Consider the following 26,021-nt stretch of genomic DNA (forward strand, 5'->3'; position numbering starts at 1 on the left):
CTGTGCGCGACATCATGACCCACGACACGACGACCACGGTCGACACGCTGGTGCGGGCCCGCTCCGCCGGGGAGTCCGGCCGAGCGCTGGTGATCGACCCCGCCGACCGGCTGGACTACGCCGAACTACACGACGTCACACTGCGTCTGGCCGCGAACGCCGTCGAGGCGGGTATCGGCAAGGGCACCCGGGTGGCGCTGATCCTGCCCAACGGCGCCGACTGGGTGCGGATCGCGATCGCGCTGACCCGGATCGGCGCGGTCCTGGTCCCGCTCAGCACCCTGCTGCAACCCCCGGAGCTCGTCGCGCAATTGCGCACGGCCACAGTGCAATATCTGATCACGGTCGAGGAGTTCCGCGGCCATCGCTACCCGGAGGAACTGCGCGCGGCGCTGGACCTGCCGGATCTCGGTGCGGCGCTACCGGATCCCGCGCTGCCCGCGCTGCGCCGGGTGCTGTCCGTCGAAGCGGTGACCGGTCCCGAGCCCGGGGCGGCGGCCCGCGCGGTGGCCGAGGCGCTGACCGCCACCGTCACCACCGCGGACCCCCTGGTCGTCATGTTCACCTCCGGCAGCCGGGGCCTGCCCAAAGGTGTCATCCACTCGCACGGGAGCGCCTCGGCGGCAGTGGGTTCCGGACTCGACGCGCGCCGCATCGACCGCGACACCCGGCTCTATCTGCCGATGCCGTTCTTCTGGGTCGGCGGATTCGGCGGCGGCGTCCTGTCCGCGCTGCTCGCCGGCGCGACGCTGGTCACCGAACCCGCACCCGCGCCGGACAGTACGCTGGCGCTGCTGCAGCGGGAGCGGGTCACGTTGTTCCGGGGCTGGCCCGATCAGGCCGAAACCCTGGCCCGCAGTTCGGAATCCGCCGGGGCCGACCTGTCCGCGCTGCGGCCGGGCAGTCTCGACGCGCTGCTGCCCCCCGCGCACCGGTCCCGGCCGGGCCGCCGGGCCAACCTGTTCGGCATGACCGAATCGTTCGGCCCCTACTGCGGCTACCGCGCCGACACCGACATGCCGGAATTCGCTTGGGGCAGTTGCGGACAGCCGTTCGCCGGGATGCAGGTCCGGATCGTCGACCCCGATACCGGGATCACGGTCCCGGACGGCACGGTCGGCATCGTTCAGCTGCGCGGACCGCATATGTTGCGCGGGATGTGCCGCCGCGGCCGGGAGGAGATCTTCACGGCCGACGGCTATTACGCCACCGGCGATCTCGGCCACCTGGAACGCGGATTCCTCTTCCATCACGGCCGTTCCGACGACATGTTCAAAGTCAGTGGCGCCACGGTCTATCCGAGCGAAGTGGAGCAGGCACTGCGGTCGATCGCCGGCGTCACCGGCGCATTCGTCACCAATGTGCCCGGCGTGCACGGCGACCGCACCGCCGCCGCGGTCGTCTGCGACACCGGCAGGTACACCGCCGGGGACCTGCGGGCCGCCGCCCGAAAACTGCTGAGCTCGTTCAAGGTTCCGACACTGTGGCTGCTGCTCGACTCCGACGCCACCGTCCCACGGGGATCCACGGGCAAGGTGGACCTGGCAGGGCTGCGGCGACTGCTGGCGGATCGGGCCGATTCCGGGACGACCGCGTAGCAGCACCGGACCGCCTGCCCGGCAGGGATATTCGGCTACCCGGGACGGACGACGTCCCGGGTGGCATCCGTCAGCCGGCGATCGCCTGTTCCCGGGCCCACCGGTAGTCGGCCTTGCCCGCCGGGCTGCGCAGGATCTCGGGCCGGAACACGATCGCCTTGGGCAGCTTGTAGCGGGCCAGGCTCCCGGCGGCATGGTCGACGAGTTGATCCGCGGTGACAGTCGCGCCGTCGAGCAGGGCGACGACGGCCACGACCTCCTGCCCCCAGCGTTCGCTCGGCCGGGCGGCCACAACCACGTCCGCCACCGCCGGATGTGACGAGAGCGCCACCTCGACCTCCTCGGCAAAGACCTTCTCACCACCGGAGTTGATGGTGGCCGAGTCCCGGCCGAGCAGTTCCACCGCACCGCCCGGCAGCACCCGGGCCCGGTCGCCCGGCAGCGCGTAGCGGACGCCGTCGATCACCGGGAACGTCGCGGCGGTCTTGACGGCGTCGCCCTTGTACCCCAGCGGCGCGTAGCCGCGCTGCGCGAGCCAGCCGATGTCCGCATGCCCCGGCGACAGCACCGCCGACAGATCCTCGGCCAATACGCGGGTGTCCGGGCCGGGGGTGAACGTCCCCGTCGACACCAGTCCCGCGACCGAGATATGTGTCATCTGCGCGCCGGTCTCCGAGGAGCCGACCCCGTCGATGACGACCAGTCCCGGGATTGCGTCGAGGAAGCGCTGTTTGATCGCGGGGCTCAGCACCGCGCCGCCGTTCGCGAGCGCCACCAGCGAATCGGTCTCGGCCACACCGGCTTCGATTGCCGCGAGCACCGGCCGCGCGACCGCGTCACCGACCACCATCACCACCGCGACCCGCTCACGAGCGATCGTGCGCAGGATCTCCGTGCCATCGACATGCTCCACGGTCGGAGCGAAGACGATGGTCTGCCCCGTCGTCAGCGCCGTCAGCACCGCCCACTGCGCGGCGCCGTGGATCAGCGGCGGCAGCACCATGATCGAGATACCGGGATTGGCGAGCGCGCGACCGGCGATCTCGTCGTAGGAGCCGACCACCACCCCGGTGTTGTTGTCGCGCGCGCCGCAGGCCGCCACGAACAGATCGTGTTGCCGCCACAGCACACCCTTCGGCATCCCGGTTGTTCCACCGGTGTAGAGCACGTACAGATCGTCCGGGCTGGGCCGAACCGGCAGATCCACCGGTTCGGTTGCGGTGACGACACTTTCGTAGTCCACGGCGCCGGGCAGCAGGTCGTTACCCGACGCGTCCGCGATCTGGATGAGCACCCGGATGCCGGGCAGATCCGGCAGCACCTTCGCCACCCGCGGCGCGAAGGCCGCATGGTAGATCAGCGCGGTGGCGCCGGCATCGTCGAGCAGGTACCGCAATTCGTTCTCGACATATCGGTAGTTGACGTTGAACGGGGCGACCCGGGCCCGGAAGGCACCCAGCAGGGCCTCGACGAATTCCGGGCCGTTGTAGGCGTAGAAACCGAGGAGGTCCTGGCCCACCTCGTGCCCGCCGAGGTCCGCGCGCTCGGTCCGGCAGCCCAGCCCGCGCGCATGCAGATAGGCCGCCAGCCGCCGGGACCGCTGCGCGATCTCCGCATAGCCGACGCGGCGATCACCCTGGATCACCAGTGTCCGGTCGCCGACCACCGCTGCGACCGCATCGGCCGCCGCCGTGATGGTGAATTGTGATGTCGCGGAATCGACATCCACTGCAGTGTGAGACACCCTGCCTCCTCGCTCGAACCGATGAATCAACGAATGACGCGGGAACCACGCATCCGGCGCGCGGACTTCCGGCGGGCGCCGCGCATCGAGAAATCGATGAGCATGCGAGTCAACCGTGAGAACGGCGGTGCGGCGGCAGTCGTGATCGCGAACGGCAGATCGGTGCCGACGACCGTCCGCTGGTGACTGAAGGTGTCGAAGCCCGTCCTGCCGTGGTAGGCGCCCATCCCGCTGTGGCCGACCCCGCCGAACGGCGCGTCGACGGGCACCATGTGGACTGCGAACTCGTTGCGCGCCACCCCGCCGCTGCGGGTGCGCCGCACGAATGCGCGGAAATCGGAGTTGTCCGGACCGTGCCAGTAGGCGACCAACGGCGCAGGCTGTCCGTCGAGCTGCTCGACGATCTCGTCGACCGTGTCGTACGGCAGCACTGTGAGCACCGGCCCGAAGACCTCCTCGGTGCGAATGTCCATCTCCGCGGTGACATCTCGCACGATGGTCGGAGCGATTTTGCGCGACACCGGATCCGGGAGCGTCTCACCCGCCGGAGCAATGGAGTCGATCCGCGCGCCACGCGAGCGCGCGTCCTCGATGAGGCCGACCACCCGCTCGTAGTTGGCGGTATCGACGCTGGCGGTGTAGTCGTCGTTGCCGATGATCGCCGGAAACATCTCGCGCAGTGTGGAACTCGCGGCCTCGACGAACCGGTCGACGCCGTTGCGCGGGACGAAGACGTAGTCGGGACAGACACAGACCTGACCGCCGTTGACCATGCGCCCCCGGGCAATTCGCGCCGCTGCCCGCTCGATGTCGGCAGCCGGTGCGACCACGACCGGATTCTTCCCGCCGAGTTCGAGCGTCACCGGCACCAGATTCGCCGACGCCGCGCGATACACCAACTCCCCCACCCGCGTCGAGCCGGTGAAGAACAGATGATCGAAAGGCAGCCGCGCGAACGCCGCGGCGGTGTCCGGTCCCCCGACGACCACGGCGAGTTCGGCCGGGTCGAAGTAGCGCGCCGCCAGCTCACGGGTGAGTTCCGCTGTGTGCGCGGTGATCTCGGACATCTTGATCATGACCCGATTACCGGCGGCGAAGGCGGTGGCGGCGGGCAGGACCACCAGGTTGAGCGGAAAGTTCCAGGGTCCGATGATGCCGACGACGCCGAGCGGAGTGGGCTGCACCTCCGCGGGCAGCCCGGCCAGGCCGGCGAGGCGGCCCTGGCGGCGCGGGCGCATCCAGCGGGGCAGGTGCTTGCGCGTGTGCTCGATCGCCGAGAGCACCCCGACGATCTCGGTGAACATCGTGCCGGTCCGGGACCGGGTGCCGAAATCGCGCACCAGAGCCTCGACGTAGTCGTCGGCGTTGTCCAGCACCATCGCGACGAGCCGGTCGATCCGGTCCCGGCGCACCTCCGCACTCGGCGGGCCCTCCCGCCGGAAGGCGGCGCGCTGGAGTTCCAGCAGTTCCGGCAGCCGCGCGGAATCGGTGAATGCCCGCGGTTCGCCGGGTACGGATGCGCGGACACCCTCCGGGGTCTCACGGCCCTCCGAGACATCGATGGGCATGACACAAATCCTTTCGGACGGAACAGTTCAGGTGAGGTCGAGCGGACCTCTGGCGATGGCGAGCTCAGCGGGCGAGTCGACCAGTGCAGCACCCTGTTCACGCAGTCGTTGCCGCACGTCGGGGCGGCGGGCGTAGACGGTGACCGCGAAACCCGCGCCCAGCAACCTGTGCACCATCGGCTCGCCCATCTGCCCGGCACCCACGAAACCGACTGCCTGCACCACTTCGAAAACTCCCTCGTCGGACCGCGGGTACCGCCGCACATGCACGACAGTTATGCATCCGGTAAGCCATACAGTATCATCGATAATCGCCTTTTCGCCAGGGCGGTCCGTCCCGGGATGCGACGACACTTGTCGATATCCGCGGGTCCCGTGCGAACTATCGCTTCGGCAGCATGTTCTGGGGGCCACCGACATCGGTGATCTTCCAGTCGTTGTTGCGGTCGAGGGTGAGCGCGTAGGTGACGGTGCTCTGGGCGCCGGCGGGTGTCTGCGCGTTGGTCGAGGTGACGGTGAGATAGGCGTTGACGTGATAGATGCCGCCGGATTCGGAGAGCACCGCGGCGGACAGCGGCGTCGCGGTGGATGTCCATTGCAACGGCAGCAGGACCTGGTCGAGTTGCGGTGCGGTGGTGTCGAATTTGGCGGCCAGCTGTGCGGTGGTGCCGGCCTCGAGCCGGGTGAGCCAGGACTTGGTGTCGTGGAAGTCGATGGTGGACGCGCCGACCGCGTAGTTCAGCGCCACCTCTTCGGCATGTTTGTCCGCCGCCGCCGCGGCGGCGGCATCGTCGATGTCGGATCGGGCCGACCGGTAGAGATATCCGAACACGACCGTGGCGACGAGGAGAACGGCGATCACCGCCGTCACCACCAACTGGGCGGGTGTGACCTGCCAGGACTTCCCACCTGCCCGGGGCGGAGCGGCGGTCCGCGTGTCGGCCGAATTCGGTTCGGGCGCAGCCTGGTCGGTCGCGGCCTGGTCGGTCGCGGTCGGGTTCGCCGCGGTCTGTTCGGTGGTCGAGGCCATGGTGATTCTCCTTCGGGCAGACCGCACGAGCACGGCCCGCGCGGCTATTTCGTCGCGATCCGGATGTGCACGGTGCCGTCGGGGTCGACGCCGTGGAGCGCTTGATCGATCAGGGCGCCGATATCCAGGCGGGGAGCCTGATTCGCCGCGTCGGCGACCACCGGCGCCAGAGCCGGTGCCAGCGGCGCGATCCCGGGACCGATCTCGGCGAGCAGGGCGGTCAGCCGGACCAGGAATGGAACAGTGCCGTCACCGGTGAAATACGCTGCGGCCGGGCGCGCTTCGACAGCTGGGGCGGTGACGTTGACGATATTGCTCAGTGCCTCACCGAAATTGCCGAACTGCGGACCTGCGGTGGCCAACGACGGTCCCAGCCAGTCGATATCGCCGCCGAGGGACTGGATATCGGCCAGCAGCCTGCGGACGGCGTCGGTACGGCTGAGCAGCGTGGCGGCCAGCAGTGTGGTGGGGCGTTGCAGGGTCTGCACCGCCGGCCCGGTACCCGACAGCGCCGCCTCGAAGGTACCGACCAGATGGGCGACCACCTCGGGATGAACCTGGTTCAGTAGTTCGACCATGCGGGTCGAGAGGGCGGTGATCGTCAACGGCTCCTGCACCCGCTGCGTCGGAATCGCCTGCCCGTCGCGGATGTAGGGGCCGGCCGCGCTGTCCGGCGCGAACTCGATGTAGGGCTCCCCCAGCGCCGACAGTTGCTCGATCCGCACGGCGCCGGCCAGCGGGATACGGTAGCGGTCGTCGATCCGCAGCCGGACCTGCACCCCTGACGCCTGTTTGCGCACCTCCTCCGCACGGCCGACCTGGATGCCGTCGAGTAGGACCGGTGCATTGGGCCCGAGCCCTCCGGAGTCGGGCAGATCCAGTTGCGCGCTGATGAAGGAGCGGCGCGGATCCAGATGCAGCACACCGACACACATGTAACCGATGCCCAGGATCAGGATGACGGCGATCGCCACCAGCGATGAGGTGCCACGAGCGGTCAACGAACTGCTCCGATCATGCGCAATGTGTCGATGATGCGGCCCGTCTGCTGCTCGGGTGTCAGCGCCGGACCGGGCGCCGGATTCACCGTGACACCGGTCATGTCGATCTTCGGGCCCTGCCGGGCGAACGGAATGATCGTGTCGTCGAGCAGATCGACCAGTTTCTTCAGGTTCGACGGCGAATCCGTGTCGAGCGGATGGTCACCGAACAGCATCGGCACGATCGCACGGGCCGTGTCGTCGAGAGCTTGCAGCGCCGGCGCCACCCACGCGAAACCCGGTGCCAGCGGGCCGAGCGCGGTGAGCACGAAGACGACGCCGGACGTGGCATTGACGGAGTCGGTAGTATGCTGCACGCCCTGGGGGGTCAGCAACCGATCCAGTTCGGCGATGTTCCCGAGCACTCCGTCGTCGATCGTGGCCTGTAGCCCGCCGACCACCGCGTGAATCGAATCGGTGTGGGCGGCAAGGTCGTCGATGTCGGCGCCGAGGGTGGCCGAGATCCGCGCGGTATCGTCCGGCTGGACCGGGAACACCGAATTCGCCTGGCGCACCACCTGCTGGATATCGTTGATCGAGCCGCTGCCGACGAAGGTGGCCAGCCGGGTGAGGATGTCTTCGATCGGTGGTGACTGACTCGTCTTCGACAGCGGGATCGTGTCGTCCGGCCGCAGTTGCGGACCCGAGACGTCGGCCGGTGAGGTCAGGGCGATGTGGACGTCGCCGAGCGGGGTCGCCTGCTCCAGTTCGGCGGTGGTGTTCGCCGGCAGGTGCGCGGTCCGGCTGATGTCGACGTCGGCCATCACATATCCGGGACGCGCGGGTCGGTCCGCCTCGGCCGCGACGGGACCGATCAGAGTCACGCGGGTCAGGCGGCCCACCTGGATACCGTCGGCGAACACCTTGGCGCCCTGCGGGAGATTGAGCACGTCGGCGAACTCGATACGCAGGTGATATGTCGGGCCGCCGACTCCGGTTCCGGGCATCGGGAGGTCGTCGGGCCGGAACACGCAGCCCGCGGAGCCCGTAACGATCACGGCGGCAACCACTGTCGCGCAGGCCGAACGCCGGAGCATGCGTGTCCTCATTTCGCACTCACCGCCGCGAGCAGTGCGGATACCGCGGGGATGGTGACCGCCCCGGCCTCCGATACCTGACACCCGTGCGCGGTGAGCACCTGGACGGCGGCACAGACGCGAGCCGTATCCTCCTGCGGTAGAGCAAGTTTCGGTGGGGCGTACCCGATTGTGAATTTCCCGGTGCCCGGATCCGGCATTGCCGCGAAGCTTGTGACGACGGCGGGGGTCATCCGGAGAATGTCCGGTAGCGTGCCGACTCCATCGGCGATCTGTTGCGGTGACTGCCGGACAGACTCCAGCGACCGCAGTGCGGGAGAACCCGACATCACGATGAAGTCGTTGAACTGGGGAAGCGTATTGCGCAGTGCATCGAGCAGTACCAGGATCGGCGGCATGGCCAGGTTGTTCATATCGGCGAATGCCTGAGTCAGCCCGGTGGCCGTCGCCCGGATATTCGGCCAGAGGGTATGCGCGCGCTGCGCGAGTGCGGACAGGTTGTCGAGCAGTTCGCCGATATGCCCGATGGCGGCGTCGGGTGCGGCCAGCGCTCGGCCGAGCTCACGGATGACCGTGTTCAGCTGGTCGCCCATCCCGGTGGTGGCGTTGTCGAGCGCGGCGAGACCGTTGCCGATGGAATCCCGCCTCGCGGGATCGGTGCCCGGCCCGAGCGCGTCGGCGAGTTTGCTCAGCGCGTCGAAGGTCTGGGTGAGGCTCTTCGGGGTCACGGTTCTGGTGATGCACTGTCCGGGATTCCAGCGCGGCCCACCGATGGGTTCGTCACCGACGAGCGCCAGATTGCGGTCGGCGATGAGAGTGTCGCTGATGGTGACGGCCCCCACATCGGTGGGCAGCGGACGATCCGCCGGGACGGTGAACCGGACCCGCGCGACGGGCCCGGCGGCCGAGATATCGGTGACCCGGCCGACCGCGACGCCCATGATCGTGACGGCACTGCCCCGGTACAGGCCGACACTGTCCGGCATGTCGGCGCAGTAGCCACGCATCTCCGGATGCGGCCGCGACAGCACCAGGCCCAGCGCGGCGGCCGCGACGAGGACCACGATCACCACGGCCGACAGCACCGCACGTGAACCGAGAATCTTGGCGAACATCAGCAGGAACCTCCGGGTATCGGCACACAGAGGTTCGGCGCCTGGATCGTCGTCGCCGACCGGTCGACAGTGACACCGTTCGCGGATATGAAGGGCAGCAACCGTTGCTCCAGGATTCGGATCGAGTCCAGCATCGTTCCCAGGCGACCGGCCAGATCCTGCAGATCGGGAATCGTGCCCGCGAGTCCCTGAGCGCGGTCCCGTAGCGAGGCGTCCCAGGCACGGCCCAGCGGCGCGAAGTCGTGCAGAACCGTGGCCAGATCCCACAGGGACCGCTCCAGCTGTACCTTGTCGGTTTCCACGATGTTCTCGAGCGTGCCGAGCTTCGTGATCAACCGGCCCAGCACCTGCGAGTTCGCTTGCAGCGCCGACAGATATTCGTCGGAGAACGCCAGCGTGCGGGAGACGTCGGCATTCTGCTTGTTCAGGATGTCGACGATCCCGTCCGCCGCATGCACGGCCGAACGCAGTGCGTCCGGGCTCTGCTGGGCAGCACCGGCCAGTGCCCCGAGGCTCCGGCGGAGCCCGGCCGCGTCGATCTGCTGGATCGGCTGCACCGCATCGCGGAACGCCTGGGCCAGGTTGTACGGCAGGACGACCCGCGGTAGCGGAATCACCGTGGCTCCCAGCGGGTTCGTCCCGGCCGGTTCCGCCGCGAGGTAATACCCGCCCACCACGGTCAGCATGCGAATCGCGAGCGAGGTCTCGTCACCGAGGAAAACGCTGTTGTCGACGGTGAAACGCATCCGGACCCGATCGCGCAGCAACGTCAGCGACGTCACCTTGCCCACCGGGATGCCCGCGATGCGGACGTCGTCGCCGGTCCGGATGCTGCCGGCCTGTGCCAGGTCCGCCGAGTACTCTCGCCTGCCGCTGTTCCCGGCGAGGTAGACGACCCCGATCATGATGACCAGCAACACCGTCGCGCCGATTCCGGCGATACCCCACCGGAGATCGGACGAGTGCGTATCGGCGGTGCCGGCCACCGGGCCGCGGGACATCCGGCTGCGCAGCCGGGCGATTACCGATGGCATACCGTGATCCTCTGTCCGTCGAGCAGTATTCGGAGCGGGTCCGGTGCGGCGGCGACTCCGTGGGTACAGGTCATTGCGGCGTCCGGACCGGTCGGGGGCAACGCCGCGGTGATCGACTGGATCAGCCCCGGCAGCCGTGCGAACACCTCCTGGGCCTCGTGCGGATCGGGCAGCGCGCGCTGCAGCGCCGCGTCCAGATCCTTGTTGGGTTCACCGGTGAGACCCAGCACGGTCAGCAGATTCCGCACCGGCTGCAGTACCGGCGGGATCCCCACCGCAAAATCGACCAGGCCCGGTACCTTGTCGGTGATGGCGGTGAACAGCTGGGTCAGATTGGTCAGCAGCGCGATCGCGTCGCCCGATTTGCCACCCATGTGCTGCGACACCTCGGACAGGTTCGCGATCAGGGTGGACAGCACCGCCTGCCGGTCCGAGGCGTACCGGCTGAGGGTCTCGATCGACGACAGCGCCGGACCGAGCCCGGTTCCGTCACCCTGGATCACCGCCAGCAGGTTGGCGGCGAACCGGTTGATATCGCCGGGTGACAGTTCGGCCAGCACCGGCTGCAGCCCTTTGAACAGGGTCGTGATGTCGAAGGCCGGGACGTCTGCGCGGTCGGGTACCCGACGCTCGGATCATGGCGGCGGTCCGGCCGTTCGGCCTGCTCGATCTCCAGATAGCGGGATCCGGTCAGGTTCTGGTACTTCACCGCCAGTGTGCTGTTGTCGAACAACGGGTGCGTGCGCATGACGGTGAATCGCACCCGCGCCAGCGGGCCCGCCAGCCCGAGCGAGTCGACCTTGCCGACCTGGACACCGTACAGGCGCACCTCGTCACCGACCCGCAGCCCGTTCGCATCGGTGAACATCGCGGTGTACGAGTCGGTGGCCCCGGCGACCGGCCGTTCGATCACCTGGAGGACGCCGATCAGCGCCAGCGCCATCACCACCACGGTGATCGACACCCGGATCGCGAGGGCACGGACCGACATCAGTGGCCTCCCGGGGCGAGCAGCGCCGACAGCGGCGCGGCGACTGCGGGCATCGTTCCCAGGTCGACCTCGACATCGGTGTTCAGCACGGGTCCGTCGGGTGAGTCGTGGAACGACGCACGCAGCCGGTCGAGCAGCTCCGACAATTGCGGCCCGGAACCACCGGCGCCGAGTGACGCGGTCAGCGAATCGAGCAGCTGCGTGACGATCGGCACGAACCCGCCGGCGTACTGCTGCCCCGTGCCGCTGAGATGGATCACCGCAGGCAGCAATTGGTACTGGATACCGTGGAAGTAGTCGTTGTAGTGCGTGAGATGCTCTGGGGCGGAGAAATATTCGTTCGTGTACGCCGCGTAGATCACCCGCAGACCGCCGTCGAGCATCGGCGGCAGTCCGGCCAGCACCGATCCGTACCGAGCGAACAGTACCGACGGCGGCAGTTGCTGGGTCTCGGTGAACGCCCGCGCGGTGGTCCCGATCGCCTGGAACAACGGTGTGAACGCGGTGAAATCGCGGGAGGCGTCACCGAGCAGCGCCGAGAGTCGGGGCGTGAGCACCTCGCCGGTGAGACTGCCCGTCGATTGCAGCAGCGTCGACAGTGTGGCATCCGCGACCCGGCCGGCCGCGCTGCCGGTCAGATCCACCGTCGAGCCGTCATCGAGGATGTTCCCGCCGCTACCCGGGTGCAGCTGTAAAGCACTGATCCCGAACAGGTTTCCCGGAGCGTAGTCGACGCTCATGCCGTCGGTCAGGCCGAAAAGCTGAGAATGCTGGAGGCTCAGGGTGATTCGCTGCCGACCCAGCCCCATTGAGCTCAGCGCGGTCACCGAACCGACGCGCACACCGTCGAAACGGACATCGGTGCCTGTGCCGATCCCTTCACCCACGTGCTCTGTCAGCAGCGCGACGCGAATCTCGCCGGTCGGCCGGTCGGCCGGCACAATGCGCCACACCACGGCGACGAGTACGACGAGCAGAACAGCTCCCGTACCGAGCATCCGGGCGTGACGCTGCCCGATCCCGGTTCCCGGCATGGTGTAGACAGGCATGCGTCAGCAGCCCGCACGGGCCGAGGGCGAGTCCGGTCGAACCCCACCGTCGAGTCTGTTCGGGGACCCGGTCCGGGCTGCCGGGCAAGGACGCGGGGTCGCCCCCGGGTAACGGATCGGCGCTGAATCCATGTATGCCCCTGTACATCCCGAATCGATCAGGTCAATGCGACGGCGAGCGAGTACTCGGTGCTCGCGCACCGACCGCAGCCACTATAGTATCCTATATAGTAAGCACAACCGCATGGCTCACAGAAATGCTCTCAGCGCCCGGGTGCGCCGCATCGTGGCTACGGGGCTCCTTCGAGAACGGGTCCGCCCGCCGACCCGGGTGACAGTCGCGAACAAGGAGGTTCCGTGTCGGTCTCCCCGGCCTTGTCGCCGCCGGAGAAGGCGCCTCGCAACCGAGACATTCTGCGTGGCAACTTCTCGGCCACAGTGCTGTCGAGCGTGGCGACCTTGGGTCGCGCACTCCGGATGGGCGCGACCGCGGCCCGGATCGGAGTGACCGATGCGGTGCGGTGGCGGTTCCAGATTCACGAAACGCTCACGCAGGCATGGTTTCTGATCAAGGTGACAGCATTTCCCAGCCTGTTGATGGCGATCCCGTTCGGCGTGATCGTCTCCGCTCAGGTCGGCAACATCGTCTCCCAGTTGGGCGCGGATTCCATGATCGGCGCTGCCGGTGGGCTGGGGGTGATCAAACAGGGCGCTCCGATGGCGACCGCGCTCATGCTCGGCGGGGCCGGCGCAGCGGCGATCGCCGCGGACCTGGGCGCGCGCACCATCCGCGAGGAGGTCGACGCGCTGCGCGTGATGGGAATCGATCCGGTACAACGCCTGGTCGTCCCCCGGATCACCGCGATGATGATCGTGGCGCCGCTGCTGAACATCCTGATCGTGGTCGTCGGCATCTCGGCCGGCTTCCTGGTATCCGTTGTCGCGTTGAATGTCACTCCTGGTAGTTACTGGGATTCGTTCGGGGCGTTCACTCAGACCGTCGACATCTGGGTGTCACTGGCGAAGGCGACCCTGTTCGGATTCGTCGTGGTCGTCATCGCCTGCCAGCGCGGCCTCGAGGCCCGCGGCGGCCCTCGCGGTGTCGCGGACGGGGTGAACGCGGCGGTCGTCCTGTCCATCGCCGTCGTCACGGTGCTGAACACGGTCGTCACTCAGGTGGTCACGATGTTCTTCCCGATTCGGATGGCATGATGGCCGCCACGAGTTACCGACCCCCGGGTCTGCGCCGGCCGGCTCGCTTGTTCGGCCGGTGGAGTCTGTGGCAGCCGATCGAATCCATCGGGTTCGTGCTCGGATTCGTCTGGCAGGTCGTCACGTCGGTGCCTTATACCCTGGTGCACTACCGCCGCCAGACCGTATCGATCATCAGCGATATGACCTGGGGACGTGGCTCGGTCATCGTCGGCGGCGGCGTCGTGCCGCTGATGCTGCTCATGGGCGCGGCCATGGGCGCCTCCATCGGCATCGAGGCCTACAGCGCGCTGAACCTGCTGTCCCTCGGCCAGCTCAGCGGTCTGCTGTCCGCCTTCGGCGTCACCCGCGAACTCGCACCCATTGCGGCAGGAGTCGGTTTCGCCGCACAAGCCGGCTGCCGCATGACCGCCGAAATCGGGTCCATGCGGATCTCGGAGGAGATCGACGCCCTCGAATCACTGGGGATACGGTCGGTGCCGTTCGTTGTCACCACCCGCGTCATCGCCGGAATCGTGACCGTCGCACCCGCCTTCGTGGTCGCACTGATCCTCAGCTATGTCTCCTGTGAACTGGTCGTCACCACGGTCCACCAAACGCCCTCGGGAACCTACGATCACTACTTCGATCAATTCGTCCTCGGCAGAGATATCATCGCCGCCACGGTCAAGGTGACGGTCTTCGCCGTCGGTATCGTCCTCATCCACTGCTACCAGGGATTTTTCGTCACGGGCGGACCCGAGGGCGTGGGCACCGGCTCGGGGCGCGCAGTCCGCGCCAGCCTCGTCACCATCATCGTCCTCGACATGGTGAGCACTATCGTCCTCTGGGGTTTCCGATCACCGATCACGTTCACCGGTTGACGCTGTTCCCGCTCCGTACCCGAGCCTTTCTCCGAACTCGATGATTTCCGCCAGCAGAGTTCCTACGCGCAGCAGAGCGAGCGCGCGTTGGGCGATGACCTCCAGCCGTGTGTCGAGCGCGGCGATCGAGTCGCTCACTTCGTTGAGGTCACGGACCGCGGTGATCGTCGTCCGGACCTCCGGGATGCGGTAACCACCGGCGCGGAGGGCTACGGTGATGCGTGCCTCCCGGATGGCGGTGAGGGTGTAGCGCCGTGCTGTTCCCCCGCGCGTGGCAACCCGCTCGGGCGCCACAAGGCCGACCTTCTCCCAGTAGCGGAGCGTGGACGCCCGGACTCCGAGGGCGTGGGACAGCTCCGTGATGGTCATCGAGTCCGCTTCGACAGGCTTCGCCTCGGTGGTTGCCTCGGCTCGAATCGACTCCAGCGCACAGCGTGCTGCGAGTGCCTGCTGCCGCTCGCCGTTGAGCTCGGCATGGAACCCGCAGATCAGCGCCGCCGCCTCGTCGCGCGGCAGGAGGCGAATCTCGCGCATTGCCCGTCGCGCCGCGACCGGCCCCACGGCCTGAGCGAGGTGGCGGTACGCGCGAAGGGCGTGGACGTGCGCTGTCGAGAACCGCCGGTACCCGTTGCGGGACCGGGCCGCAGCGGGGATCACGCCCAGAGCCTCGAGATCACGCACCTGTTGGGCGGAGTAATTCGCCGCTGCCGCAACGGCCGCGGTGTTCATGCGTGGCCGTTTTCGTTCACTCGGGTCAACCAAACCCTCCACAAGCACTTCAACGACACACTCGAACCATGAGTATGGACCAACTTCTCGAAACGATCCGAGCGTTCGACGGGGTACTCGAACTTGCCCCCGGCCGGGGCAGCGCCTTCCCGGAAATCGCTTGGGGCGATCACTTCTTCTACTACGCGCCCGACGGCCGAGTGCCACAGCGCGAGCAGCCCTACGCCACGATCGTTACGAAGAACTACCCCGACGATGCTTCATGCGACCTCGACCATCCCGATCGATGGCGACTGAACATCCACGTCGGCACGAACGCATTCGTCGAACTCACAGCTGAGGACCCCCGAGCCGAGCCGACACCCCGCGACTACGCCGCCACCGATGTAGTCCTTCCGCACCCGGTCTATCGCAGGCCAGGCTGGGTGTCGATCATCAACCCGGGCACGAACACACACATGCTGGCAACCCGCCTCCTTCGTCAAGCACACGAGGACGCCGAGCGCCGAGCAACTCGAGCCCGACGGCCTCGTGCGGCCGGCCCGTCACCGGATGCCCCGCCGGATGCCCTCCCGAAGCACCTCAACGACTCGAATCCGACAGTTACGGGAATCGGAGGTCTTCCCGATTCCCGCCGATGACCGGATTCACCGATCAGCGATGTCGCGATTCGGAGCCGACCCTTTCGACCTGCGGTGCTGTGCGTTGCCGCACGGACGTGGCGACTTGGTTTGTCTCAGTGAGCCTTTCATTTCCTGTCGCTAGCCGCGCCGGTCCCAAGCCTGCGGGCTTCGGTAGTGGTTGCGATGCCCCGCTTGGAGCACCGCGCACAGCTTGTCGAATTGCTCCACGTCGTTCGGAAGACGTGCCAGTAAGCGCAGAGCCGATTCCGGCTCGATGTCTCCGTAGACGTCGTGGTAGCTGCTGAGCAGCCCTTGGAACACGGCGCCCCGCAGCTCGGGCACCTCGACCACTGCCCGGTAGACGGGTTCCTTCATCATCCAGGGCACCGGCCCCGAGATCTCGAGCACCCGCCGGGCCCGCCGAAGCAGCGCCTCGTCCCCGCTCCGCAGTCTCCCGGCATCGTTCCCGAGCACCTGGGCGAACGCCGTCTCGACCGTGGCGTGGTTCTCGAACCAGTCGACCCACAACGAATAGGTGATCGTCTCGGCGGCCGCCGGCGCCTCGAGCCGCGACCGATACTCCCGCCAGAGCACCTCGTGGACGCGGGGGTCGTCGGTGTCGGCCATCAGGAAGCGGATCTCGCACGTGACCCAATATTCGCCGAGCAGGTCCAGCAGCCCGAAGCCCAACCGCACCCGGCCGGACTCATCGAGGTCCGGATCCGCCAGAGCCACCGAGGCCCACTGGTGAGCCACGTCGTTGGCCGACAGAAGTTCACCTTCGGCGAGCCAGGCTCCATCGCCGGCCCGGGTGACACCCTCTGCGGCAAGCCAGCGCCGCGCCTCTTCCTTGGCGATCATTCAGGAAGTTCTACCGGAATCTCCCCGCGACCATGGAATGACGGTCTGCCTACGGGTGCGGCGGTGGTTCTGCGATCAACCGTCTTGTGGGGCGCAGACTTTCGTGGAGCAGGTTGAGGGGGTCCACTCTGCTGCGGCTGCTCCGAACGTTGCCGGATCCCAAAACCGCCCGCATCCTATTCGCGGTTGCCGCGCTGGCGGTTTCGATAGTTGCGAACCTTCGCGATGCTCCCGCAGGCGCGGCCGTCCGGCGTCTCGGCATACATCGAACACCAGGTACGGCTGTGATTTCGGCTGTGATCGTAGAAGACGTTGCGGCAGTCGGGGCAGGACTTCAGGCGAGCCCACCGATGATCGGCGAGCGCCACCGCGACCTTTGCCAGCAATGCGGCAGCGGTGCCCGCGTCACGGGCGAGGTAGCGGATCGGCTCGGCATCGTCACCGACGGCCACGACGACGGGGTGGCTCGCGAACCATGAGACGAGTTCGGCGGGTGCCGGATTCCCGAGTGCGGCTCGCAGATCGGTTCGCAGATCGAGTAGTTCGCCGATCTCGTTCGGCTGTGGCGGCGGGATGTCGGGGAATCCGCTTCGCCACCGTTGCGGGTCGGATATCAGCTCGGGCAGGTCGTCGGTCGCGGTCCTGGTCTCGTGCGGTACGCGCCAGGTGTTCAGGAAGGTGCGGACCTGTTCGAGGCGTCCAGGTGCGGTACTCGACCCAGTCATGATTACCAGCATAGCTGTTGACCGGTATACGCATTGGTGCTTACCGTCTAATACCGTGACTGGTAACAGCTCGAGGGAAGTGCACACTCCGGACCCGGATCTCGCCGCACTCCGGGTCCGCGGCCGAATCGCGATTTCCGCCTTCTTCGCCCTCGGCGGCTTCGTCTTCGCCGGATGGGCGGTACGGATCCCCGCCATGGCAACCCGGATCGATGCGGCTCCGGGAGTGCTCGGATCGGCGCTGCTGGGTTTGTCCGCCGCCACCTTGATCGCCATGTTGGCGGCAGGCCCCCTGTGCCGACGGTTCGGCAGCGCACGAGTCGCGATCGTGACCGGATCCGTACTGCCCGTGAGTGTCGTCGTACCGACGCTCGCCCGCTCGGCGACGGAGCTCGGCCTGGGGCTGATCGTTTTCGGCTCGGCGTTCGGCGCGAACGACATCGCCGTCAACAGTGCCGCGGTCGACCTGGCCGCCATGTTCGAACGACCGATCATGTCCCGCCTGCATGCGGCCAACAGCCTCGGTAGCCTCGCCGGTGCGGGCGTCGGCGGGCTGGTCGGCGCAACGCTGTCCCCCACCCGGCACCTGGCGCTGCTGGCACCGGCGGGCATCGTCGCAGCACTGGTGGCCGGCCGTGCCCTGATCTCGAGCCCGATTCCGCACATCCACGAATCGCACGACGAGGCACCCCGCAGCCGAACCCTCATCATCACAACGATTTTCGGCGTGATCGCGCTGTGCTCCGCCTTCACTCAAGGTGGCGCGGACAACTGGATGCCCATGCATCTGAGTCGTGACCTCGGTGCGAGTAGCGGACTCGCTGCCTGCGGTTATGCGGTCATGCAGGGCGCGATCGCGGTCGGCCGCCTGAGCGGGGCCGCGCTCGTCGTCCGGCTGGGCCCCACGCGGGTCCTCGTGTGGAGCGGCGCGACGGCTTGCGCCGGAACGGTTCTCGCCGCGCTCACACCGTGGGTCTGGCTTGCGCTGCCCGGACTGTGTCTGCTGGGTCTGGGCTTGGCCAATACCTACCCGCTGGCCATGAGCATTGCGGGCAGGTACGGCGGGCCGAACGGTATATCGGTGGCAACGATTCTGGGCTACTGCGGTCTGCTGCTCGCCCCGCCCGCCATCGGCATCTTCGCCGACATCACCGGACTGTCGCGAGCATTGTTGATGACCACCGGTGTCATCTCGGTAGCGACGTTGCTCGCGTATACGGTGCACCGGAGGGGCATTCGGCGCTGACCAGAACGTTCACCATCGCAAGTTCACGATTCGAATATCGGCCGACCTCCCCCAATCGAGAGTGGATGTGGCCGGGCGATTGCCGCTCGGTGAGGATCCGATGAGGAACACCGGAACCCGGTCGTCATACACGCGACAGGGCAGCACGCTGTAGTCGAAGCACAACATCGACAGCGGAGAAACGGACCGAGATGCCACTCAGCAGACGAGGATTCCTGGCCGGCGGCGCCGCGTTCGGCGCGGCCGCCACAGCCACCGCCGGGGCCGCCCCGGCCCGCGCCGACACCGATCCGGCACGGCCCAACATCCTGGTGATCCTCGTCGACGAGATGCGGGCCCCGATGTGGTTCCCGGCACCGGACATCCTCGACACGATCCTGCCCAATCTGGCCCGGATCCGGCAGCGCGCGGTGTCGTTCGAGGGTCATTACACCGCGGCGAACGATTGCACCCCGTCGCGCGGCGCGCTGGTCACCGGACTGTACTCGCATCAGACCGGATGCCTGATCACCTCACAGTCGACACTGTCGCCGCAATTCCCCACCTGGGGGTCGATGCTGCGACTGCACGGATACGAGACGACCTGGTGGGGCAAGTGGCATCTCGGTCCGCAGTCGGATTCCACACCGGGTGGACTCGAGCCGTACGGCTTTGCCGGCGGCACATATCCGTCGCCGAACGGAGCGCCGAATCAGGGCCTGCATTCCGATTCGCAGATCGCCGATCAGTTCATCGGCTGGCTCGACGGCGGCTCCGGCCGGGGTCCGTGGTGCAGCACCGTCTCGCTGGTCAATCCGCACGATATCCAGTGGTGGCCACGATTCACCCGAACCCTGCAGTCCCACAACACCATTCCCCGCTGGATCACCGATCTGCCCGGGAACTACGAGACTCCCGAGCAACTCGCCGCCAAACCGCGGCTGCAGTCCGCATTGATCGAGGTGTCCGCGGCGGCGTTCGGGGTCGCGGAGTATCACACCCCCGACGCCGCCGATCGGTGGATCGAGATGCGGAACCTGTACCTCTGGCTGCAACAGCAGGTCGACATCCAGATCGGCCGGGTGCTCGACGCGCTGGCGGCGCATCCGGACGTCGCGGCGAACACCGTGGTGGTGTTCACCGCCGACCACGGGGACTACGCCGGGTCGCACGGCCTGCACGGCAAGGGCGGCGCCGCCTACGAGGAGGCGATCCGGGTGCCGCTGTACATCGCCGATCCGCGCGGCGATCTCACCCCCGGCGGCCGGGCCGGCACCCGCACGCAGCTCACCTGCAGTGTGGACCTCGCGCCGCTGCTGCTGACCATCGCCACCGGTGGTAACGACTGGCGGGCCGACCCCGGCTACGAACATCTCGCGGACCGTTGCGATCTCACCGCGCTCTGCCGCGATCCCGCGGCACCCGGCCGACCCTACGTACTGCACGCCACCGACGAGATCACCCTGGAGGAGGCGGCCGTGCTGTTCAACGGCGACGCTCCCGGACATGTCGCGGTCGTGCGGACCGCCGACGCAAAGTACGCGTCCTACACCCACTGGCGCGACGGCACGACGGATATCGACTCCGCGGCCGACGCGGAATTCGAACTGTACGACTACACCAGCGACGACGGCGCTCTGGAACTGCGGAACCGGGCGGGCGGCGACAGCCCCCTGCGCAGGACCATGGCCGATCTGCTCGACCATGCCCTGCGCGACGAACTGAACAAGCCGCTGCCACCGTATCTGGCACCCGCGCGCGACGAGGGTCTCGCCGACTACCGGAACCAGACCCAGCGGCTGCTGGCCATCGGGGAATCCGTCACGCACACCCTGAGCGGCGGCCGCTGAGCCGACGGGGTCGCGGCGACATTCGTTCTTGCACAAGACTATCGGCGCTGTGAGCAACCGCCCGCAGGGCCGATCCGCGGTTCGCAGGCGACCGGACGGATGAGTCCGGCCGCACAATGCACATGTCCTACAGCTCAGAACCCCGCACCCGCCCCGCCCCCGATTCACGATCACACGCTGTCCACGTCGGCGATCAGCGTGCCATCAGGCCACTGATCGCCGGACCTTCGCCGGACCTTGCCCGGACCCGGCCGCGTGGCCAGCGCGACGATCCACCCCGACAACCGAACCGATAGAGCAAGTGCCCGATGACGGCTCCGCAACCCCTCGAGGTCACCGATGCTCGCCCGCGTCCCATCCACAGTCGCCGCCTGGCACCCCCACGACCCCGCAGTGACGGTGCGCATCTACAACGAGCACAGCCCGAGAACCTGCGCGCCGCAGGATCGGCCCTGTTCGACCCACCCGGGATTGATAGCGAAAACGCTTGGCACACTGTTGGGTTTCGGACACGAAAAAAGCAGATCAGCAACCCTTGAAACAGGGGCTGACCTGCTGTTCTTCGTCGTGCGCGATACTGGGATTGAACCAGTGACCTCTTCCGTGTCAGGGAAGCGCTCTCCCGCTGAGCTAATCGCGCGTGGTTCGCCTTTTTTAGAGGCGGCGACGGGAATCGAACCCGTGTGCACGGCTTTGCAGGCCGTTGCCTCACCACTCGGCCACACCGCCAACCAGGGCCGGGTTGGCCTTCGAGCGGATGACGGGATTCGAACCCGCGACCCTCACCTTGGCAAGGTGATGCGCTACCAACTGCGCTACATCCGCACATCGCGCTTCCCGCGACCCGGCTTCCGGCGGCTCTTTCGTGCCATCCGGCTGCGAGAGAGAACATTAGCCCACCCCACATGCAAGCAACAAATCGGCTGGTGAGAGGGGGTAAATCCGAATTACAAGCCTGTCGTTCAGCAGCTCGGAACCCCTCCCCGACCCCACCGACCCGTCCACCCCCCTTACGACACACGAACCACCAGGTCGAGACGCGATTTGGTACGACAGGGGTAGAGCGTGTTAATGTTCCATCTCGTTCGGAGCGGCAACCAAAGCCCACCTCAGAACACCCGCACGGTCTCATAGCTCAGCGGGAGAGCGCTCGCCTCACACGCGAGAGGTCGCTGGTTCGATCCCAGCTGGGACCACAGAATAGGTCCAGGTCTGCACGCTTTCCGATGCTAGGGTCCGTGGGCCGTGCAGAATACGCAGACACTGCGAATTGAATTAGGGCACGCGATCCCCGCTCGGCCTGGTGACCTGGTCCATATTGTGGATTCGTCTTCTCTTCCAGCTACGCGACCCGGCTCCCCGGTCGGTAGGTGCTTGTTGACTACCAGCGGCGGTTTGGCAGGTCGGTGACATCCGCCGACGAGCGGCTGATAATTCGTTGTGTGAGCGCGGATTTCATCAGCCCGGCCGTTGCCGTGGTCGGCGTTGTGGGCACTCTCAGCGCGACTGTCGCCGACGCAAGCGACGGCCCTTCGGAGCTCCTGCTTGATCCCGGCGACCCTCATCGACGATCAGAGCGACAGCTCGCTCCCGGAACTGCGGTGAATACATCGTCAGCACGGGCGAAGATCCTTCCATCAAACGGACAGGGATCTCACAACGCCGCTGGTCGAGTGAATCCCGCTGCGCCCGAACGGCGTCCGCCCATGCCACTGGGCGGCCGTTTGCGGCGCGTCTCGACGATTCTGTCGGGTCCGGGAAATTGCGAGGTCGGCCATCACCGCACCGCTGCGTCATGGAACCGTCCATAACGCACCGGCCCTGATCCGGTGCCGCGACTGCTGTCGTCCGAGCCGAACGCTCAGGGCGACAGCTGTTTTCGCGGTAGGGAAACGCCGCACGCCGAATCTCGGTCGACGCGAGCAGTTCGGCGGCAGAAACGCTCTGGGCGGCACCGCCGGGCGAGAACCATTCAGCGGCAACAACTGTCGAACAAGATCACCGAGCAGTATCGACCGTCGTCACGATGAATGCTACGAAAACAGTAGCCGCCCAACGAGACACGAGGGCATGCGACCTCTGCCGGTCTGCCGCCGGATCCGGTAGCCTTCAGGCCTGCGTCGGCGGCAGATCCTCCTGTCGAATGAACGCGGGCGAATGCCGTGCCTGAGGGGGTCTTGGTGAATTCTTCGGTGGCGTTGATCGGTGAGGGGAAATCGCGCCGACTGCCGATTTTTCCCGGAGTCGACAAAGTGGTGGAGCTCGTCGACAAGTTGTGTCGGCGGCCGAGATTCGGTGATGATCCATCCGACAGCACGCTGGGCTGGCGTGGCCGGCGGGCTCAGCGCGGGCTGCCGATGATATGCCTGGTCCGGCCGGCACAACACGCCGAACTGTTGGGCGGCCTGGCCTGGCGGCTGACCGAGGCGAACCCCCGCCGGGTTCCGCACTGCCAGTTGCGACTGCACGGAGACGTTTCCGCTGTGGGTGAGGTGCAGCTGATCCGGGAGATTCTCGCCCATGCCGCGCAGGCGCTGGGCAGCAGCCGTAACGCGACCGGCGGGCGCATCCGGTTCCGTCGGTTCGGGCTGCTGGACTGGCTGATGAGTCTGGAACTGGACGAACCGGACGGCGCGCGGCGCAGCACCCGGCTGCGGGCCGGATTGCGCGAGCGGGACATCACCCAACGCTTCGACGACGCCATCACGAGTGTCGACCAGGCCGTCCCGGTCTCCGGCTGGCTGCAGTGGGCGAAGCGGCTGATCCGGCTGATCCCGCCACTGCTGTTCCTGCTCCGGGTGACCGGCCGGGCTCCGCTGATCGGCCGGCAGTACCGGTGGTTCCTGCGGCAGCCGCACCTCACGCCGGAGGTGCCCGGTGGTTTTCTCGGGTTCGCCGAGCGGCTCACCGGCGACCCGGATGGGTGGCGGCAGGAGAACGCCGTTCAGATGACCCGCCTGCTGACCAACGCGTTCCTGGAAGACCTGCGGCAGGCATGGCGGATGCCCTGGCGACTCGGCGGACCGCGGCGCACGACCTACACGGTCCTGTTGCTGGAAGACCTCACCGCCGACAATGCGGGTGCCGCCCTCCTGCGAGTCATCAACGACGTGCGCAACGAGGTCGGGCTGTTCGATCCGCTGTTGGTGATCGCCGCCGGTGAGCACACACCGCCGGACAGCGAGCATCGCTCGATCCCGTCGGCGGAACACGCCTCCGAGGCCTACAAGGCCTGGCTGAAGTCGTTGCCGGAAGCTCGCAGAGCCCGTACCGACACGGCGTGGTACCTGCCCATCAGGACACCCGACGTGGCCGAGGGCGACGACGGCAAGGGCGGCCGCGACGATCACACCCGGCATTTGGTCGCCGGGCTGGATCGATACAAGGTCGACGGCCCACCATGGTGGGGCCGGCGAATCGTGCCGATCGGCATGGCGGTCGTGCTGCTGGCCGGGCTCACGACCGGTTACGCGACATGGAGTGAGCGGCACTGCGGGGGCGGTTGGCGGCCACCGGCGGCCGGCTCGACGTTGACCTGGACCGATGGCCAGTGCATCGGGGTCACCGACGGCCACTACACGTTCGATCCGGCGCTCGCGGACGTCACTCGGACAATCCTGGACCAGAACCGACAGGCCCAGCGAGTGCACAGAGCGAACCCGAACCGGCCGTACATCACGCTGGCCGACCTGCAGGCGTTGACCACACTGCCCAGCGGCACCGACGGTCTCGCCGCCGAACGCGAGTCACTGGAGGGCGTGGCGGTCGCACAGGCCCGACCATTGCACGACCCCTCGCTGCCGCTGATCCGCGTGCTGATCGGCAACGGTGGCACGAATATGTCCCGCGGGACCACGGTGGCCGCGCAGCTACGCTCCCTGCCGGAAACCGACGCCCCGCTGATCGGTGTGATCGGTCTCGATCACAGCACGCAGGGCGTCGGCGACACGGTCCGCGCACTGGCCACCGATGGCCTGCCCACGATCGGCGCCAGCCTGTCCGAGGACCAGCTCAGCGATTCCAACCCGCTGTACTACCAGGTATCTCCGCAGAACCGGCGCGAAGCCGCGGTCGCCGCGGCGTTCGCCACCACGTTGCGCGCCGCGGGCACCATCAATGACGAGGTCGACGTGTTCACCCCCGATGACCCGAACGACACCTACGCGCAGAATCTCACCGCCGACGTGCTGACCAGTTTCCGAAACAGCGGTTTCCGGCCCTCGACAACGCAATTCGCGCCCAGTACCACCGCGCCGGCGGCGATCAGACCCGGAATCCTGTATCCGACCCAGAACGGCAAGAACACCTGCGGATTTCCCGGGCTGATCTACTATGCCGGCGACGGCCTTCCGGATTTCAACGCCTTCCTCGACGGCATCAAACACTGCCCGTCACCGCCGGCGGTGCTCGCCGACGACGACGTGACCAGGTTCGTAGCGGACACCGCGGCCCGGGAACAGAACAAGTCGGTGCCGTTCTGGTACACCTCGTTCGCCACGGCACCGACGTCTCAACCACAGGGCCCGGCCAGCGACTTCTACAACGCCCGCGATATCGGCCTCTACGCACTGTTCCCGCACGACAAGGGCGACGACGAGGACCCCTCCCTGGACGGGCACGCGGCGCTGACCTACGACGCGGCGCAGGTACTGATCACCGCCGTCCAACATCTGTGGTTGGGCAACGTGGCCATCCCCATCACCCCGGGAGGTGTGTGGCGGCAAATCAGCAGCATTCGCAGTACCTCGGCGCAGACCGCCTCGCACCCGAACCCGAACAACAACACCGTGCAAGGCGTCACCGGCCTGATCGATTTCAGCGCGACCGGCAGCAGCCTGCACTACCCGGCCAATAAGCAGGTGACCATCCTGCGGGTGCAGCAGGGAGAGGTGAAGGACCCTCCAGCGTTCTTCTGTGGCCTGCCGGACGACGCCCGACAGGGCCGGGGCTGCCCTCTCGACCAGGGTTAGCTCGGACCGGCCTCGCGGAACGCCTTCACCGGGACCAGGAGTCCGACTCTGCCTCTGCGGCCTCGTCTGTAAGGAGCTGTGACGGAGCGCTGAGCCGGCGCAGGCGCGTCGGGTCTCACCGAGACCGCACACTGTCCAATGTCCGCTCCACATAATCCGCGAGCACACCGTCGCGACTGGCCCAGTCGTTCATCGTCGTGAGCAGGGCGTACAGGCCCAGCAGGAAGAACACCGCGCTGTTCATCGGATTCACCTGGCTGCCGACCTCGCCGCGGTCCTGTGCGGCGGCGATCTCGCGGGCGATCAGGACGATGACGGCGTGATTCTCGCTGTCGTCGACCGGTGGCCGGGTCTGGGAGAAGTGCAGGGCCAGCAGGTCTCGGAACAGGTCCTTCCCGAGGCGGCGCTCCAGGCCCAGCACCAGCCGTACCGTCTCCGTCAGCAGCGCACCCAGGTCCCGGTTGTTGCCGGCGAAACGGTTGAGCAGGCCCGCGATTCGATCCTCTTCGCGGTTCTCCACCTCGAACAGCACATGTTCCTTGGTGGGAAAGTGGAAGTAGAAGGTGCCGTGGGCGACTCCGGCGGCAGCGACGATCGCGCTCACGTCCGCGGCGGCCATACCGGCGCGCTTGAACTCGGCCATCGCGGCACCGAGCAGGCGTTCGCGGGTCTGCATGCGTTTGACCTCACGCACCGACAGACCGTCCGCCACCATCGCCGCCTTCCCCTCTCCGGGCAGACCTCGCCTGGTCCCCAG

At 67.4% G+C, this 26,021-nt stretch carries 20 protein-coding genes, 4 tRNA genes and 2 pseudogenes; 8 read left to right on the forward strand and 18 right to left on the reverse strand.

Features of this window, described 5'->3' with window-relative positions:
- The first annotated feature begins 14 nt into the window (after window positions 1–14).
- Window positions 15–1,598, forward strand: a complete 1,584-nt coding sequence (locus tag G361_RS0111520) for a class I adenylate-forming enzyme family protein (RefSeq protein ID WP_026342938.1) — start codon at window positions 15–17, stop codon at window positions 1,596–1,598.
- Window positions 1,599–1,668: 70 nt separating this feature from the next.
- On the opposite strand, the gene G361_RS0111525 is transcribed toward G361_RS0111520, so the two are convergent.
- The 11 genes and pseudogenes from G361_RS0111525 to G361_RS0111570 form a co-directional block, all read right to left on the reverse strand.
- Window positions 1,669–3,342, reverse strand: a complete 1,674-nt coding sequence (locus tag G361_RS0111525; protein ID WP_231386843.1) for an acyl-CoA synthetase — start codon at window positions 3,340–3,342, stop codon at window positions 1,669–1,671.
- Window positions 3,343–3,368: 26 nt separating this feature from the next.
- Window positions 3,369–4,808, reverse strand: a complete 1,440-nt coding sequence (locus G361_RS0111530; RefSeq protein WP_026342939.1) for an aldehyde dehydrogenase family protein — start codon at window positions 4,806–4,808, stop codon at window positions 3,369–3,371.
- Window positions 4,809–4,967: 159 nt separating this feature from the next.
- Window positions 4,968–5,135: pseudogene (locus G361_RS49330) on the reverse strand (NAD(P)-binding domain-containing protein); the annotation flags it as partial.
- A gap of 157 nt (window positions 5,136–5,292) precedes the next feature.
- Window positions 5,293–5,940: a hypothetical protein gene (locus G361_RS0111540; RefSeq protein ID WP_019927241.1), complete on the reverse strand. Its 648-nt coding sequence runs from the start codon at window positions 5,938–5,940 to the stop codon at window positions 5,293–5,295.
- Window positions 5,941–5,984: 44 nt separating this feature from the next.
- Window positions 5,985–6,941, reverse strand: a complete 957-nt coding sequence (locus G361_RS0111545; protein ID WP_231386845.1) for an MlaD family protein — start codon at window positions 6,939–6,941, stop codon at window positions 5,985–5,987.
- Entirely contained in the window at window positions 6,938–7,927 is a 990-nt protein-coding gene (locus G361_RS0111550; protein WP_231386846.1) for an MlaD family protein, read from the reverse strand. The genes G361_RS0111545 and G361_RS0111550 overlap by 4 nt, the downstream gene beginning before the upstream one ends.
- Window positions 7,928–8,025: 98 nt before the next feature.
- On the reverse strand, window positions 8,026–9,132 hold the full coding sequence (locus tag G361_RS0111555) for an MlaD family protein (RefSeq protein ID WP_019927244.1): 1,107 nt from the start codon (window positions 9,130–9,132) through the stop codon (window positions 8,026–8,028).
- Window positions 9,132–10,166, reverse strand: a complete 1,035-nt coding sequence (locus tag G361_RS0111560; protein ID WP_231386848.1) for an MlaD family protein — start codon at window positions 10,164–10,166, stop codon at window positions 9,132–9,134. Before G361_RS0111560 ends, G361_RS0111555 begins: the two co-directional genes overlap by 1 nt.
- The gene (locus G361_RS50885; RefSeq protein ID WP_052172650.1) at window positions 10,154–10,726 is read right to left on the reverse strand and encodes a hypothetical protein; all 573 of its coding nucleotides are present in this window, start codon (window positions 10,724–10,726) and stop codon (window positions 10,154–10,156) included. The genes G361_RS0111560 and G361_RS50885 overlap by 13 nt, the downstream gene beginning before the upstream one ends.
- On the reverse strand, window positions 10,666–11,157 hold the full coding sequence (locus tag G361_RS50890) for an MlaD family protein (RefSeq protein ID WP_052172651.1): 492 nt from the start codon (window positions 11,155–11,157) through the stop codon (window positions 10,666–10,668). Before G361_RS50890 ends, G361_RS50885 begins: the two co-directional genes overlap by 61 nt.
- Window positions 11,157–12,206, reverse strand: a complete 1,050-nt coding sequence (locus G361_RS0111570) for an MlaD family protein (RefSeq protein ID WP_019927246.1) — start codon at window positions 12,204–12,206, stop codon at window positions 11,157–11,159. Before G361_RS0111570 ends, G361_RS50890 begins: the two co-directional genes overlap by 1 nt.
- Before the next feature lie 477 nt (window positions 12,207–12,683).
- Between G361_RS0111570 and G361_RS0111575 the strand changes: the two genes are divergently transcribed.
- Both G361_RS0111575 and G361_RS0111580 read left to right on the forward strand, forming a co-directional pair.
- Window positions 12,684–13,418: an ABC transporter permease gene (locus G361_RS0111575; RefSeq protein WP_019927247.1), complete on the forward strand. Its 735-nt coding sequence runs from the start codon at window positions 12,684–12,686 to the stop codon at window positions 13,416–13,418.
- On the forward strand, window positions 13,418–14,281 hold the full coding sequence (locus G361_RS0111580) for an ABC transporter permease (RefSeq protein WP_019927248.1): 864 nt from the start codon (window positions 13,418–13,420) through the stop codon (window positions 14,279–14,281). Before G361_RS0111575 ends, G361_RS0111580 begins: the two co-directional genes overlap by 1 nt.
- On the opposite strand, the gene G361_RS0111585 is transcribed toward G361_RS0111580, so the two are convergent.
- On the reverse strand, window positions 14,258–15,010 hold the full coding sequence (locus G361_RS0111585) for a MerR family transcriptional regulator (protein ID WP_019927249.1): 753 nt from the start codon (window positions 15,008–15,010) through the stop codon (window positions 14,258–14,260). The two genes, G361_RS0111580 and G361_RS0111585, sit on opposite strands and share 24 nt — an antisense overlap.
- Window positions 15,011–15,078: 68 nt before the next feature.
- On the opposite strand from G361_RS0111585, the pseudogene G361_RS48255 reads away from it, so the two are divergent.
- Window positions 15,079–15,543, forward strand: a pseudogene (locus tag G361_RS48255) (DUF6194 family protein); the annotation flags it as partial.
- Window positions 15,544–15,771: 228 nt separating this feature from the next.
- On the opposite strand, the gene G361_RS0111595 reads toward G361_RS48255, so the two are convergent.
- Both G361_RS0111595 and G361_RS0111600 read right to left on the reverse strand, forming a co-directional pair.
- Window positions 15,772–16,494 carry a hypothetical protein gene (locus G361_RS0111595; RefSeq protein ID WP_019927251.1) on the reverse strand — a complete coding sequence of 241 codons (723 nt, stop codon included), beginning with the start codon at window positions 16,492–16,494 and terminating at the stop codon, window positions 15,772–15,774.
- Between the two features lie 176 nt (window positions 16,495–16,670).
- Window positions 16,671–17,219 (reverse strand): CGNR zinc finger domain-containing protein, encoded by a 549-nt coding sequence (locus G361_RS0111600; RefSeq protein ID WP_019927252.1) that lies wholly within the window; start codon window positions 17,217–17,219, stop codon window positions 16,671–16,673.
- Between G361_RS0111600 and G361_RS43250 the strand changes: the two genes are divergently transcribed.
- A complete protein-coding gene (locus tag G361_RS43250) occupies window positions 17,218–18,465 on the forward strand; it encodes an MFS transporter (RefSeq protein WP_081635362.1) in 1,248 nt (415 codons plus the stop codon). The two genes, G361_RS0111600 and G361_RS43250, sit on opposite strands and share 2 nt — an antisense overlap.
- A gap of 191 nt (window positions 18,466–18,656) precedes the next feature.
- Window positions 18,657–20,294, forward strand: coding sequence for a sulfatase-like hydrolase/transferase (locus G361_RS0111610; RefSeq protein WP_019927254.1), 1,638 nt, complete (start codon window positions 18,657–18,659; stop codon window positions 20,292–20,294).
- Between the two features lie 568 nt (window positions 20,295–20,862).
- On the opposite strand, the gene G361_RS0111615 is transcribed toward G361_RS0111610, so the two are convergent.
- The 3 genes from G361_RS0111615 to G361_RS0111625 all read right to left on the reverse strand — a co-directional run bounded on the left by G361_RS0111615 (window position 20,863) and on the right by G361_RS0111625 (window position 21,119).
- A tRNA-Val gene (locus G361_RS0111615) sits at window positions 20,863–20,934 on the reverse strand.
- Window positions 20,935–20,952: 18 nt separating this feature from the next.
- Window positions 20,953–21,023, reverse strand: a tRNA-Cys gene (locus tag G361_RS0111620).
- A gap of 23 nt (window positions 21,024–21,046) precedes the next feature.
- A tRNA-Gly gene (locus tag G361_RS0111625) sits at window positions 21,047–21,119 on the reverse strand.
- Window positions 21,120–21,418: 299 nt separating this feature from the next.
- On the opposite strand from G361_RS0111625, the gene G361_RS0111630 reads away from it, so the two are divergent.
- Both G361_RS0111630 and G361_RS43255 read left to right on the forward strand, forming a co-directional pair.
- A tRNA-Val gene (locus G361_RS0111630) sits at window positions 21,419–21,490 on the forward strand.
- A gap of 1,287 nt (window positions 21,491–22,777) precedes the next feature.
- Window positions 22,778–25,264 carry a hypothetical protein gene (locus G361_RS43255; RefSeq protein ID WP_196814464.1) on the forward strand — a complete coding sequence of 829 codons (2,487 nt, stop codon included), beginning with the start codon at window positions 22,778–22,780 and terminating at the stop codon, window positions 25,262–25,264.
- A gap of 115 nt (window positions 25,265–25,379) precedes the next feature.
- Here G361_RS43255 and G361_RS0111640 read toward each other — a convergent pair whose 3' ends face one another.
- Window positions 25,380–25,979 carry a TetR/AcrR family transcriptional regulator gene (locus tag G361_RS0111640; RefSeq protein WP_019927256.1) on the reverse strand — a complete coding sequence of 200 codons (600 nt, stop codon included), beginning with the start codon at window positions 25,977–25,979 and terminating at the stop codon, window positions 25,380–25,382.
- Between the last annotated feature and the right edge of the window lie 42 nt (window positions 25,980–26,021).

Source organism: Nocardia sp. BMG111209, from assembly GCF_000381925.1.
GTDB lineage: Bacteria > Actinomycetota > Actinomycetes > Mycobacteriales > Mycobacteriaceae > Nocardia.